The organism is Caldivirga sp. MU80, assembly GCF_001663375.1.
Taxonomy (GTDB): Archaea; Thermoproteota; Thermoprotei; order Thermoproteales; family Thermocladiaceae; genus Caldivirga.
In genome coordinates this window covers 25,323-39,450 of record NZ_LCTF01000006.1, presented here as the reverse complement: position 1 = coordinate 39,450, position 14,128 = coordinate 25,323, and the positions used below count along the sequence as shown (strand labels likewise).

Genomic DNA, 14,128 nt, shown 5'->3' with positions numbered 1-14,128 from the left:
TATAAACATTTCATCATAACCTCATCGCCTCTGCGTACTAAATACTATTAAACCATTACTCATCGGTTTGGCATTTCAGCGGCCTATTCACCCTTCAGTATCAGTTTGAGTAGGGCCATCCTTAATGGTACCCCCAGTGCCGATTGCCTAAAGTACCTTGCGTACTTGGTAGAGTCCAGCCTGTGGTCAACCTCATCAACCCTGGGTAGTGGGTGGAGTACTATTAAAGTGTCCTTGGCGCCGGCAAGTGTCTCTGGGGTAACCCTGAAGCTTCCCCTAACCCTCTCATATTCAACGGGGTCTGGGAACCTCTCCCTCTGAATCCTAACCACGTAAAGGACGTCTAACTCACCCAACACCTCACTTAGGTTTGAATGCATACTATAGCTCATGCCTCTACTATTCATGAAGTCAACCAGCTCCCTCCTCGGCCTAAGCAGTTCAGGTGATATTAGGCGTAGCTTAACGTTGAAGTTGCTAAGCAGCTGTATTAACGATACAACCACCCTGGCGTACCTCAAGTCACCCAGCACCCCTATGGTCAATCCGTCAATCCTCTCGAACTCCCTCCAAATTGTGTAGGCGTCCAGCATAGCCTGTGTTGGGTGGTTCTGGGTACCGTCACCAGCGTTGATGACGGGCACCGTGGCTATCTCAGCAGCGTACTTGGCGGCCCCCTCAAGGCTATGCCTAATCACTATCACGTCTGAGTAGGAGTCGAGCATCCTGATGGTGTCCCCCAAGCTCTCACCCTTAGCCATGGATGAAGCCTCCACCGAGCCGAATCCAAGCACATGCCCACCAAGCCTTATCATAGCCGTCTCGAAGCTTAGCCTAGTTCTTGTGCTTGGTTCGAAGAAAGCCGTGGCCATTATCTTACCTTCAAGTATGTTTAACCTTGACCTGGCGTACTTCTCCATTTCCCTAGCCTCATTGAAGAGCGTCACCAAGTCTTCCCTATTGAAGTCCAGGGCTGATATAACGTCCCTGTTTAACCAACCCAAGGGACCCTCACTTAACGCTGTTGAGGGGTTTTTAAGTTAAGCGGATTTATAAGGTATTAGAACCACGGGAACCTCCTCCTCGCCAGTTGGCACTGACAGTATGCTCCTGGTTCTTTCAGCAAGATGCTCAATGATAACCATGTCCTCCGGGTACACCTCACCTATCACGTTGAACCTGGGGTCTGGTGGAGCATCCTCCTTAAATATCCAGACCTGTATGTAATCTGGGTTATTGTTAATCACAGTCACTGCTCCTTTAAACCTCCTCACAATGTTCCTTGGCTTAATGCTATTCTTACCACCGGCTGTTAGGCCAATGGTCTTCTCCTTAATCCTAACATCCCTAAACTCCCTATTAAACACCTTAGCCTCCTCTTCAGTTAAACCATCGTAAACCACAACCCTTATTCTAGTCCTCTTCCTGGCGTTGGCAACCTTAACTAGGTCTTCGTCTGTGGGTAATGGGTCCCCTATGAGGACCCTGTCTATGTATTTCGAGTTCAAGAGTATTGTTGCCGAGTTCTCAATATCCATATGCCTAAGGCCTTCAACCGTAGTCCTCTCACCATCCTTAACGGATATGAATATGCCCACTGGTATACCCCTATCATGGAATTCCTTAGACTTGGCCAGGGCGTCATTAAGGCTTAACCCAGTGTATTCCCACGGATACCAGTCGTGGCTCGCCATTAGGTTCTCCGGCTTTTTAACGAGCTTCAGTAAGTTATCTAATTCGTCAACCGGGAACACACTTGCGTTTAACTCAACCTTGAGGCCAAGGTCATTATTAGCCATTGCGGCTAGCTGCTCCAGGTTAAACCCCCAATCAGCCCTAACACCCCCAACCCCAATCCTCTTGAAAACACCCAGGTCGCCTGGGGAGGCGCCCAGGTCTGAGAGTACCTTGGGGTTTATATCGACGAAGTAGTAGTAGCCCAGTGAGTTAGCTAGCTTAGCAATCTCCTTAACAATCTCCAGGGTATCAAGCCCCACGCCAGACCAAGCCTCAGTGAAGCCGAGCTCAGCCGCCTTCTTCATAATCTCCATGGTCCTTGGAACAGTCTCCCTCCTACCCACCGCGAAGGATATGCCAATCCTCTTAACCATGTCGGATACTAAACTGGATAATTTTAAGCATTACCGTTGAAATATTTCACTAATCAAAAATGTTAGGGAATTTTATGTCACAAATTTGACCACGCCAAAGAATAATGAATATTTGACTCGGAAAAGATTTATTAACCCTCAGTCCAAGTTCACGTATGGCTAAGGTGGTTGTGATTGGTGGTGGGATAGCTGGCCTAACCGCAGCCACAACGTTAGCCTCGAGGCTGAGGGATAAGGTAGAGGTGATTGTATTAACTAAGGAGCCTTACTACGTTAGTGGTCCAACAAGGCCATTAATACTTACGGATGAGGAGAGGTTTGAGAGGATAATTAGGGGTTACGGCTACGTCGGTTCCCTGGGTATTAAGGTGGTTTACGGTGCCGTGTCCAGCATTGACCCTGGTAATAGGGTTGTTAAGTATGTTGAATCCCCACCCTACGGCACAGCAGGCGGTGCGTTAAGCTATGACTACCTTATAGTGGCGCCCGGCGTGGTCTTCGATGGCAGTGGGATTACTGGGTATGGGAAGTGGTGGTGGGTTAACAGTAACGTCTACGACCCAGGTATGTTGACTGAGCTTAAGAGTAAGCTATGGAGCATTAACCAAGGCACAGTGCTCATATATGCCCCAAAGGCTCCATACCGCTGCGCCCCTGCACCCACAGAGACCGCCCTACTGGCTCACACGGTGCTTAAACATAGGGGTGTTAGGGATAGGGTTAGGATAATTCACGTGGATGCCAATGACAAGACACAGCCGCCCATAATAGCGGATAAGGTTAAGGAGCTTTACGATAAGGCTGGCATAGAGCTGGTTACGAACCAGGATATAACCGAGTTAAGCAGTAATGAGGTAGTTACGAGGAGTGGTGAGAGGTATAAGTTCGACGTACTAGCTATGCTGGAGCCCAATAGGGCACCCTCATTCATAAGGGACGCTGGACTTGGTGATAATTGGTTCGAAGTCAGATCACCAACGGACCTGAGGCACGTTAAGTACGATGATGTGTTGGCGGCCGGTGACGCGGCTAAGTTACCCTACCCGAAGAACCAGGAGATTGCCTTTGAAAGCACCCTATTCGCCGTGAATAAGATTCTTGAGGATCTGGGGGTTGGCGATAGGGTTAATGTCCAATACGCCTTCGTTGGGTGGGCGTACCTAGGCAATATTGAGGGTAGGTTAGAGACGTTAAGTCTCCAGTTTGGGTTTGACTATACACAGCAGACTCCTAAGCCAATTAAGGACCCTGAACCCAAGCGTGAGTACACGGTTCAGAAGGACCGCTGGATGCAGACGTACCTAAGCAAGTTATTTGGATATTAAAAAATAGAGAAAAACCACCTTTTATCGCAAATAATATTCCCTATTCCGTCAGGTTTTCCATTCTTTCAGAGTCCTCGAGTTAGGTTTAATTACCCAATTTCGGATATTAAGCTATGAGGGCTGTGGTCTTCGAGAGGAATGACTTAAACGACCTAAGGCTCGTTGTTTGCGGTGGGGTTTAAGGTGTTTGCTAAACTGAGTTAGCTTAAAGTTTTAGTCTATTGTCCAGTATTTTTGCTTCTGGTTACTCTTTAATTCCTCCTTTGCCTTGTGTTTTCTCGGTGCTTGGGTTGGTGCCTCCGGGAGGGGGTTCAATCTCTTTGGATGAGCCGGTGGGTCGATACCCCACTGTTTCCACCAACCCAGGCACTCCCTCCTCCTCCACTCCTAAACTAAAGGGGAGTAGGAAATTGAGAGATGAAAATATGCGCACTGTTAGGCTTAGGCTACTGCCTAATGGCTCTCAAGAGAGAAGGCTAAGAAGAATCGCCGACACAACAGCTAGGCTTTGGAATGAGTTGAATTACGCTAGGCTGATTCAGTGGAGGGAAGGTAAGCATGTTGATTTTAAGGGTACGGAGCACGAATACTACCACAGGTATAAGAGTGTGTTGGGTGTTAATGCTGGTCAAGTGATTAACCTGAATAATTGGATGTGGAATTCATTCTTCGAACTATCTAGGCAGTATGAACAAGGCAAGCTACTGAAGTTCATGAATAAACCATCACCACCTGGTTTTTGGAAGGACAGACTCCTAGGGAAGAGGGAACTAAGGTTCTGGTTAGGAATGATAGGTATTACTTGGAGCCAATCAATGGTGGGGAGGGCTATTTAGTCCTCAAGGACTGGAATTTAAGAATCAAGTACGCTGGTAGAATCAAGTGGGCTGGTAAACAGGGCACGTTGGTGATTAGGTTTGAGGATGGTAGGTGGTTCGCCTATGTGCCGGTTAGTGTTGGTGAGAAGCCTGCTAGGAGTAACCCGAGGGGTTACGTGAAGGGCATCTATGAGAAGATTCAAATTGAAAAACCCAAGGGTGGTAATAAGGCGTTTATTGATGTTGGCTTGAATAACCTATTCGCAGTGGTGTTTAATCACAGTGATACTGCGATTTTAATCAAGGGCTCGACGATTAAGGCTGAGTACTATTACTGGAAGAGGGAAGTAGGCACTTACCAGGCAATAAGAGACTGGCTAAGGAATCGTGGCTTCAAGACATGGCGCAAGTACCACGCATACTACCTACACGCTGAATACAAGCAGCATGAAAGGCTAAGACACTACTACAGGACTGCAATTAGGTTCTTGGCGAAGACACTGTGGCAGATGAGCATTGACGAGGTGTTCGTTGGCTACCCATACATGGTGAACAAAAGTAACAGCAATGAGTATAATGTGAACATTTGGTGGTTTAATAAAATCGTTAATTGGCTTGGTGATGTTCTTGAGGAATACGGGATAAGGCTAAACATGGTGAATGAGTACGGTACTAGTAGGCAATGCTCAATATGCAGCATGAAGCATGAAAACGGGAGAGTAATGCGTGGATTGTACATATGCCCAGTAACGGGTATTAAAATCAATGCCGATCTAAACGCGGCAAGAAACATAGCGAAGAGGGTAGGTTACGAAGTACCAATACCAAAGAAGATACTGAGCTACATAGTAACAACAAACGGCGTGAAACCATTAACCCCCATGGAGGGGGTAACAATCGAGACCCCCAAGATTAACCCTACCTCCCCGAGGTAGGGAGGGGGTCATAGGTACTTCAACCTTAATGAGGCCAGGGATGCCCTAATGAGGTTGTTCTCATCGGAGAGGAATGGAAGAATAATGATTAAGATTTGACACTGGGAAAGGCCCGGGCGCTGGGCATTAAACCCCCATGGCCGTGGTTGTCCTTCTCCAGGATAAGGCGGCGTATATTACGTAGAGCAGCAGTACGTTAAAGAAGGCGAAGAAGACTAGGCTACCCACCAGTAAACCAGGCTCAACGGACACCACATTAAGTAGAGCGTTAATCTCTGGGGTTAGGAGTTGGCTAACGGTCAGCCACTTAGCCACGTTAAGGGTGAAGTCTAACCCATAGGTCTTAATCAACGCCTCAGCGGCGCTTACAGGTGGGACTACGGCATAGGGCATGTGGGCTAAGCCATTCATCAACTCGGCAGAGTCCATTAGCAATGGTGTTAATACAAGCTTAAGCGCCTCAACGGGCCTGCTAACCACCTTAAGTGAAATCAGCAGCAGCGCAAGTATGATTAGGCCGAGGGCTATGTTCATGTAGAGCATCCAGCTTAACGTGAAGGTTGGCTTATAGACGCTGTAGAAGGCTGATGGTAAGTATGAAGGTGGGTAGCCGAATATTGACCAGGCCATTGTGGGTGAGTACTGGTAGACTGTGTATAGGTACCAGAATGCGAATATTGAGTAAAGGACACCGAAGATGAGGCCAACCATATTACCGACCCTGTGGCCAACCTCATGATACTCGCTCCTGCTTGAGGCATACCTCCACCCATGTATCGATGAGACTAATACGCCTGTCATTGCTATGGCGCCAAATATGGTGGCTAGCAACAGCGGTGGATACGTTGGATTGCCCAACGCCTCCATTACGTTTACGGATAGGGTGAAGCCTGTGTTTGAGGTGCTGCTTGGGGTTATTGAGGTGCCCACTGGGTAGTTTATGTAGGCGAACACAAGCCTAAACATGGCTGGTATAACCGTTAAGGCGATGGCCATGCCGTAGCCTATGGCAATGTGCCTCATCGGGCTCACCCTACCGAAGGTCCTATTGTAGAACCCTATGAAGGGTAGCGCAATAGCGACACCAAACACTATGGCAACACCCCAAACCGGCCAAAGAAGGACACCAGCTATGTTGGTGAAGACGGGTAGTAGACCTGCCAGGAACACTGTTACTATAGTCCCGAAGACACCTCCAATGGCATATACGGCTATCAGGTAGCTTGATAAGCCATGGGCCACATCAACGTAAACCCTCCTACCACTCCTATAACCAATTAACTCAAGCGTCGGCAGCAACCAACCTAGGCCAAGCACAGTGTAGACTAGGGGTAGGTGCACTGAGAAGGCCCATGCGATTAGGGCGACCGCAACAATCACAGGGGACACCATACCCACCACCCCTAGTATTCAACCACCTGCGCCTCTCTAACCGCCCTACGCTTAATGTATATGTAGACCATGTATACGGCTAACGCCGGCATGGCAACCTCAACTATTACAACCAAGGCCACTAACCAGCCGGGTAGGCTAAGGGTTGGGTTAATTAATCCACCACTGTATATGGGGACACCTGACACTACCGGTGGCCCACCGTTCGGATCCGGTGAGGCCTTAACCAGTATGAATGGAACCCTCCCACTCTCAGCGGTTACCGCACCACCTATGGAGGCTAACGCTGCGAAGAGCGGCATGGCGTATGGGCCAGTCCTCTCCAGGAATGAGGCAATTGCCCTAGCCCAGTTAAACCTACTGAAGAAGCCGTTGAACAGGTACCATAGTGACAGACCACCACTCCACACGCCCAGTAACACGCCTAGGGTCACCATGAAGCCTAGGTAGAATATCGGCAGGAAGTCGAATGGTGCAAGTGGTGGCCTCACGTCAGCTGGCCATGAGTAGTAGCCCCAGAAGGCATGGTTAAGTGTACCATAGACAAGGAGGCTCATTAAAGGATCAACCTTGAGCCCCTTCCAGAATAAGCCCTCTATGGCGGCCAGCTTCAATGGGTCAAATTGAAACACCAGCTCACCCTGCTCATGGCCAAGTATGAAGCCCTCGACAGCGGTCATAATAGCCACACCCGGTACGGTAACCCTAAGCACCTTCATTTGATCTGGCCTGCGTTCACGCAGGTAACCATATAGGTATATTGCACTTATCACTGACCAGGTCAATATGGCAGCCGCCAAAATACCGTGGAATATGAATACGTTAGCCCCCCACCAAAACATATTCCAAACGTCAGTTGGCTTAGCCCAGGTTACTAAATAATCCGTTAAGCCGGCAACAGTCTTCCCTGTCGTTGAGGCGAGGTTCTGAACTATGAGGCCAGGTGGCCTCATGCTGAGTGACGCCATTACGGCAAGTATGTTGTAGGCACTCCAGTAACCACCAAAGGCTGCGGCTAGGCCAATTACCCAATGGACCCATGCGTTCTTAATCTTACTCCACGTGAATACGTAAAGTGGCAGTATTATGACCTCGGTTAGGAAGGCGAATAACTCAAGGTAGAATGGTAGGACTATCGCGGAGCCTATTATGGTAATGAAATTGCTCCATATGGTAACTAGACCAAATTCAACCAATGTACCGAAGGCTGCACCAACCCCGAAGAAGATTGTTGAAACCACGGAGAACATCCTCGCCTTATCACGCCAAGTCTCATCATGCCTAGTTATGTAGAGGAACTCAGCAACCACGGCCATTAAGATCGTACCAAGGAATGCTGATGCTAAGCCCAGGTGAGCTAGTACACCAACTGCACTTATCCACCTAGCCTCATCCAGTAAGCTAATCCACGCCGCTGGAAGGAGGATGTAGCCTATAGGCATACTAATCAAGTATATCTAATCGCATTGTTTATAAATTTTACTCCATTAAATAGAAATCTATTTAAATGTAAATTAATTAACCTATTGGAAAATAATCTCAATATTAATTTCATATACCAATTCAAGGCCAATTTTAACCTATTTGATAGATCTAAGTTTAATGACATTCTGAGTCCTCTATGAATGTTAAATACCCGCAAACCGTAAGGAATATTAATAGGGTTCCAGCATAATACTGCAACGGCGATGCCTGGGAGAGGTAGTGGGAGATTGATGGATTTGGTGGCCGAGGAGCTTAATGGAGTTGGGGCTAGATCTGTAGTTGTTGATGAGGATGATTACTCATACACCATAGTCGCAGATGTGAAGGGTAGCCTGGGTAGGCTTGTGCTTAAGGTGAGCGCGGATTCATCAGCAATACCGAGGAGCCGCATAATAGACCTACTCATAATGCATAGGGTCTTTAACGCCAAGCCAATACTAGTGGGTGAGAGCAGGAGGAACGAGGAGCTTCAGGACGGCGTGCTCTATGAGCAATCTGGGATACCTCAACTAACCCCCAAAACGCTTGGGGATTTACTTAGGGGCAAGCCGATAATGATGAAGAATGAGGGTGGGGTCACCAAGGTTAAGATAAAGGGTTGGCTACTGAGGGAGCTTAGGTTAAGGCACGGCTTAAGCCTGGGGGATATAGCCGAGTTACTGTCGGTTAGTAGGAAGAGCGTTTACGAGTATGAGAGGGGGAGTATCGATGTGAGTGTCGAGAAGGCTCAACTGCTAATCGAACTCTTCGGGGAGAATATCGTGGAGGGGTGGGGCCTTGAGGTCAAGGACCCAGACCAGAGGATTAGGGAGAGGAGGGTGGAGATAAACCACGTACTAAACCTAAAGGTCAAGGAGTCCTACCTACTGGCGCACACCCACGGTAAATACGCTGCCATAACTAGTAACGGCAGTGTGTTGCTTGGCGATGAGCATAGCAGGGAGGCTGAGGAGGTGTCAAACATACTAGGCGCCCAGTACCTAAGGATCCATTAAGTTGATTCACTCTATGAAAGTTCCTGCAGATTAATAGTCATGCATTTAAAACACATCAACGGAGGTTAAAGAGTGGGCAGACTATTTGGGACCAATGGGGTTAGGTTGGAGTTCACGAGGGGTAGTTATGACCCAGAGTTCATAGTTAGGCTTGGTAAGGCAATTGCAACCTACATCAACAACGGCGATGTCCTACTGGGTTTTGACGTTAGGTTAACCAGCCTATCAATAGTGGGTACACTGTACGGCGTATTATCAATGTATGGCCTTGGCGTTGACGTGATTGGGCCATTACCAACGCCTGTGCATCAATACCTAACTAAGGCGTGGGGCTATAGGGCGGGTGTAATGGTGACCGCCAGCCACAATCCACCCCACTACAACGGTATTAAACTTATGGGTAGTGATGGGGTTGAGGTTAATAGGAACATTGAGGAGGAGGTTGAGTCAATATTCTACAGCGGTAGGTTTAAGGAAACGGTGGATTACCGTGATATTGGAAGAGTCAGGTTCATAAATGTTGAGGATGGGTTAAGGGAATACCGGGAACACCTACTAAGCTTAGTCAACGTGGATTTGATTAAGGGTAGGGGATTCAGGATAGTGGCTGACTTCGCAAACAGCGTGAACTCAATAGCGTTACCATACGTCCTCAGGGGGCTTAACGTCAAGGTGAACTCGATAAACGGCCACCTTGACGGTGAATTCCCAGGTAGAGTCCCCGAGCCTAGGCCGGATAACCTTAACGTCGCTTCGAGAGCTGTGGTGGAGGCTAGTGCCGACTTCGGCGTTGCCTATGATGGTGATGGTGATAGGTCACTCTTCATAGATGAGGGGGGTAACGTGGTGTGGGGTGATAGGACTGGTACAATATTGGCGTTGTCAATGATTAAGAAGGGTGATAGGGTAGTCACGCCGGTATCCTCAAGCATAGTGGTCAAGTGGGCTGTGGAGGGGGCTGGAGGTGAGGTTGTTTGGACTAGGGTTGGTTCAGTGGACGTTAGCCACAGGGTCATGGAGATAGGTGCCCTATGCGGCTTCGAGGATAATGGAGGGTTCATTTGGCCAAGGCACCACCCGGTAAGGGATGGGATATCCACAACACTACTGATGATGCAGGTACTAGCCGAGCAAAGGGCCAGGCTATCAGAGTTAAACTCAAGGATGCCGAGCATGGTGACAGCCAGGGAGAGGCTGGAGGTGGATAGGGAAACAGCCAGGAAGCTAGTGGATAAGCTTAGGGAAAGGGATTGGGGTGGTGAGGTTATAACCATAGATGGCATTAGGGTTAATTACCCAGACTCATGGTTCCTAGTTAGGCCAAGTGGTACAGAGAACCTACTCAGGGTTACAATCGAGGCATCCAACGTTGAAAAGTTCAATAACCTAAGGGGAAGCGTAATGAAGAGTATAAAGGAACTCCTCGACAGCATAAGGCAATAGGCTAAAATCTAAGCGAGACTACTCCTTTTGAGGTATGAGGTTTCCTGTCTCCCAGCTTTACACTGCCTTCAACTGAGCACCTATTCCCTAAAAGCCTAGAATGCATTCCCATCACCTACCATCATAGCTTTTACTGATGTTTAGTAACCTTTAACCTCTCTTAATCCTAGTTTAAATCCACAGCAGTTATAGTGCATATGCGATAAGCTCTATCGGAATAAGCCCATGTTAATTGCGAAATACTTAAAAATGATGCTTAGAATTAGCCTCATGAGTTTTGACTCCGCTAAGGTGCTTGCTGGGGTAGGCGCTATACTTGCGGGTGTGGGTGTATTTGGTTATGTTGTACCATCAATAATAGGCATAATCCTGTTCCTAATTGGTATGCTGGAATTGGCCAATTACTTCAATGATAGTAGGCTTAGGTCAGACGTAATTTACTGGTTCATATTCGGTTTAATAGCATTAATCCTACTGGCCTCAGGCATCATGGCTTTGGTAGTCGTATACCACTCAGCCATCGTAACCCACCCCATGATACCCTACAGTGGTATGCGGTTTATATTCCCAGGCTTATTAACCCTCGTAATATTCATTATCATTGCGGCGGTTTTCTTCCTATTATCAGCTATTTACCTACGTAGGGCTATGGAAACCATGAGTACCCGCACTAATGAAAGCCTCTTCAGTACTGGAGGTTTGATTTACCTAATAGGGGCTGTGTTAACCTTCATAGTTATAGGTGTGTTCATAATTATGATAGCGTGGATAATAATAGGTGTCGCATTGTTAAGCGTGAAGGAGCCTAGTAAATAATCCCACCTCTTTTCCTGTTTGCTCGAAACTTGTGTTACTCTTTGTTCAGGGGTAGTTAACCTTATGCTACCGGTCATTATAGTAGGGTTACCTTTAAAGGCTTAATGAACTAGGACTACCCATGAAGAGGGCCCTCTTCATTCACGGTTACTTTCGATTTAAGTGAAAGTGAATTGGGCTTAATACTAGGTACTTACTGCATCATGGTTTAAATGCAGCATGGTTTAGTGACTTAACAATGGGTTCAATACGCCATGATTCTTTATTTAAATTATTATGGGTAACCTTTGCTATATGGCTATATGCAGAATACGCACCTTAACTAATGCCGGTGTATACACAGCAGTACAGATACTGCACAATAAGGGTAATACTTCAGTGGGTAATCTGGGTTGGTTAATATGGAGCTGGATGCCGTTATTAATGAGGTTAGGAGGCTTAAGGTTGAGAAGAACGCAGTGATACTTGGCCATAATTACATGGAACACGCGGTTCAGTTGATATCTGATTACACAGGTGACTCATATGATTTGGCATTAAAGGCTATGAGCACTAGGGCTGAGTTAATAGTGTTCGCCGGCGTCTTCTTCATGGCTGAGCAGGCGGCTGCATTAAACCCAGATAAGAAGGTACTTTCCCCGGAACCTAGGGCTGGCTGCACCTTATCAGACTCGTTGAGTGTTGATGAGTTAAGGAGGTACAGGGAAATGTACCCAAATGCGCCAGTGGTGCTTTACGTCAACACAAGTGCCAGTGTTAAGGCCCTTGCAGACTACATAGTGACGTCGTCAACGGCTGTTAAGGTTATTAAGAAGATACCCAATGACACGGTTATATTCGGCCCTGACTTAAACCTGGCTAACTATGTTAAATCATTAATCGGCAATAGTAAGAGGATCATTAAGGTTCCGCAAAATGGTAGATGCATAGTCCACTCGGGCTATAACATAGATATGGTTAAGGCTGCCAGGATGAGGCACCCTAACGCTCTACTAATGGCTCACCCAGAATCGCCAATTGAGGTTCTTAAGCAAGCTGACTTCGTGGGCTCAACGAACCAAATGATTGAGTACGCTAAGAGTAGTGACGCTAAAGAGTTTATAGTAGCCACTGAAATAGGCATGTTAAATTCACTAAGGATTAAGGTCCCTGGCAAGGTCTTTCACCCACTTGTAAATCTCGATGAGTATGGGTATGCCAGGTGCCCATACATGGCCATGGTTACGTTGGATAAGGTTTACAGGTCTTTAAGGGATGAGGTCCATGAGGTCAAGCTGCCTAAAAGCATTGCTGATGCTGTTAAGGATGCGTTTGAAAGAACAATTAAGCTGCTTGAGGGCGGAGTCGCATGATTTACATAATAGGCAGTGGTATAGCTGGGTTATCGGCGGCTTTATCCCTTCACAAGTCAGGCCACAGGGTCACAATTATAACTAAGAAGATTAAGGGGGGTTCAAGCTATGAGGCGAAGGGTGGCGTGGCCGCAGCCATAAGCCCCGATGACTCACCTGAACTGCATGCAGAGGATACGTTGAAGGTGGGTGATGGGCTTTGCGACACCGCTGTTGTCAACTACGTCACTAGTGAAATCCCTAAGGTAATTAATACCATTGAGGATTGGGGGTTTAAGTTTGACCCTGACTTAAGGCTTGAGGGTGGGCACTCCAGGAGGAGGGTTCTGCATAGGCTTGATGAGACAGGCAGGGAATTGTCAACCTTCCTGCTTAACCTGGCTATTAAGGAGGGGATCCCAATCGTTGAGGATGAGCTCATAGCCATTAAGGTTAGGGATAATGAGGTAATGGGCTTTGTAACTAAGGCTAGGGGTGAGGTTAGTGATGTTGATAAGCTTGTATTGGCCACGGGGGGTTATGCGTATCTATGGGAGTACTCATCAAACCCACCCACCAATATGGGTGACGGTGTGGCTATAGCCTTTAGGGCTGGCGCATACGTATCGGACATGGAGTTTGTGCAGTTCCACCCAACGGTTACCATAGCTGATGGTGATGTTTTTCTACTAACCGAGACACTCAGAGGTGAGGGTGCTAGGCTGGTTAATAACCTTGGCGAGAGGTTTGCGTTTAAGTACGATGAGAGAGGTGAGTTGGCTCCAAGGGATATTTTAGCGAGGGCAATATACATGGAGTACCTGAAGGGTAACAGCGTGTTTCTGGATTTAACCAATGTCAAGGACCTTGAGTCTAGGTTCCCGTCGGTAGCTAGCTTCCTAAGTAGGCATGGGTTAAGGAGGGATAAAGTCCCCGTATTCCCAGCAGCTCACTTCACCGTAGGGGGTGTGAGGGTTAATACCAGGGGTGAGTCAAGTGTGAGGAACCTTTACGCCATAGGTGAGGTTGCCGACACCGGCCTACACGGGGCTAATAGGCTTGCCAGTAACTCACTTGCCGAGGCCCTTGTATTTGGTGTAAATCTTCCACAATACATTGATGAATGGGTGGGCTTCGTACCAAGTGATGGCATTGTTGAGGCAGTTAAGATTAATGGGAATGGAGAGTTGAGCATTGGTGAAATTAGGAGGATTAATTGGCTTAGGTTGGGCATAGTTAGGGATGGTGAAGGTTTAGCCGATGCAGTAAAGAAGTATGAGAAGGTTAACATGCATGCCCTGGGTGAGGATTGGTCAAACGCAGCCTTGGTATCTTACCTAACAGCTAAGGCTGCTTTAACCAGGTGTGAGAGTAGGGGGAGCCATTACAGGGTTGATTGCCCATTTAAATCGAATAACTGGGCTGGGAGGCGGGTGTATTTGGTAATGGCTAGGTGATTTACAGGATCATTCAACTC

The 14,128-nt window shown here is 47.5% G+C and carries 12 protein-coding genes; 8 read left to right on the top strand and 4 right to left on the bottom strand.

Annotation, left to right across the window (positions count from 1 at the left end):
• Window positions 1-83: 83 nt before the first annotated feature.
• Together pyrB and AAX04_RS02765 are read right to left on the bottom strand one after the other, a co-directional pair.
• A complete protein-coding gene (gene pyrB, locus AAX04_RS02770) occupies window positions 84-1,004 on the bottom strand; it encodes an aspartate carbamoyltransferase (RefSeq protein WP_066793634.1) in 921 nt (306 codons plus the stop codon).
• A gap of 36 nt (window positions 1,005-1,040) precedes the next feature.
• Window positions 1,041-2,111 (bottom strand): MupG family TIM beta-alpha barrel fold protein, encoded by a 1,071-nt coding sequence (locus tag AAX04_RS02765; RefSeq protein ID WP_066793631.1) that lies wholly within the window; start codon window positions 2,109-2,111, stop codon window positions 1,041-1,043.
• Window positions 2,112-2,266: 155 nt separating this feature from the next.
• On the opposite strand from AAX04_RS02765, the gene AAX04_RS02760 reads away from it, so the two are divergent.
• From AAX04_RS02760 to AAX04_RS02750, 3 genes are all read left to right on the top strand, one after another.
• Entirely contained in the window at window positions 2,267-3,436 is a 1,170-nt protein-coding gene (locus tag AAX04_RS02760) for an NAD(P)/FAD-dependent oxidoreductase (protein ID WP_066793628.1), read from the top strand.
• A 425-nt stretch (window positions 3,437-3,861) separates the two neighbouring features.
• The gene (locus AAX04_RS12350) at window positions 3,862-4,272 is read left to right on the top strand and encodes a transposase (protein WP_066793625.1); all 411 of its coding nucleotides are present in this window, start codon (window positions 3,862-3,864) and stop codon (window positions 4,270-4,272) included.
• On the top strand, window positions 4,176-5,189 hold the full coding sequence (locus AAX04_RS02750; RefSeq protein WP_238377775.1) for a zinc ribbon domain-containing protein: 1,014 nt from the start codon (window positions 4,176-4,178) through the stop codon (window positions 5,187-5,189). Before AAX04_RS12350 ends, AAX04_RS02750 begins: the two co-directional genes overlap by 97 nt.
• 126 nt (window positions 5,190-5,315) lie before the next feature.
• Here AAX04_RS02750 and AAX04_RS02745 read toward each other — a convergent pair whose 3' ends face one another.
• Window positions 5,316-6,581, bottom strand: a complete 1,266-nt coding sequence (locus tag AAX04_RS02745) for a cytochrome ubiquinol oxidase subunit I (RefSeq protein WP_066793782.1) — start codon at window positions 6,579-6,581, stop codon at window positions 5,316-5,318.
• A gap of 11 nt (window positions 6,582-6,592) precedes the next feature.
• Entirely contained in the window at window positions 6,593-8,023 is a 1,431-nt protein-coding gene (locus AAX04_RS02740; protein WP_066793619.1) for a cytochrome ubiquinol oxidase subunit I, read from the bottom strand.
• Window positions 8,024-8,296: 273 nt separating this feature from the next.
• Here AAX04_RS02740 and AAX04_RS02735 point away from each other — a divergent pair, with 273 nt between their 5' ends.
• The 5 genes from AAX04_RS02735 (at window position 8,297) to AAX04_RS02715 (ending at window position 14,108) form a co-directional block, all read left to right on the top strand.
• Window positions 8,297-9,061, top strand: a complete 765-nt coding sequence (locus tag AAX04_RS02735) for a helix-turn-helix domain-containing protein (RefSeq protein WP_162270103.1) — start codon at window positions 8,297-8,299, stop codon at window positions 9,059-9,061.
• 72 nt (window positions 9,062-9,133) lie between these two features.
• Complete coding sequence (glmM, locus tag AAX04_RS02730) at window positions 9,134-10,504, top strand: phosphoglucosamine mutase (RefSeq protein ID WP_066793614.1); 1,371 nt, start codon at window positions 9,134-9,136, stop codon at window positions 10,502-10,504.
• A 270-nt stretch (window positions 10,505-10,774) separates the two neighbouring features.
• A complete protein-coding gene (locus AAX04_RS02725; RefSeq protein ID WP_066793779.1) occupies window positions 10,775-11,320 on the top strand; it encodes a DUF996 domain-containing protein in 546 nt (181 codons plus the stop codon).
• 401 nt (window positions 11,321-11,721) lie between these two features.
• The gene (gene nadA, locus AAX04_RS02720; protein ID WP_066793612.1) at window positions 11,722-12,672 is read left to right on the top strand and encodes a quinolinate synthase NadA; all 951 of its coding nucleotides are present in this window, start codon (window positions 11,722-11,724) and stop codon (window positions 12,670-12,672) included.
• The gene (locus AAX04_RS02715; protein ID WP_066793610.1) at window positions 12,669-14,108 is read left to right on the top strand and encodes an L-aspartate oxidase; all 1,440 of its coding nucleotides are present in this window, start codon (window positions 12,669-12,671) and stop codon (window positions 14,106-14,108) included. Before nadA ends, AAX04_RS02715 begins: the two co-directional genes overlap by 4 nt.
• Window positions 14,109-14,128: the final 20 nt, after the last annotated feature.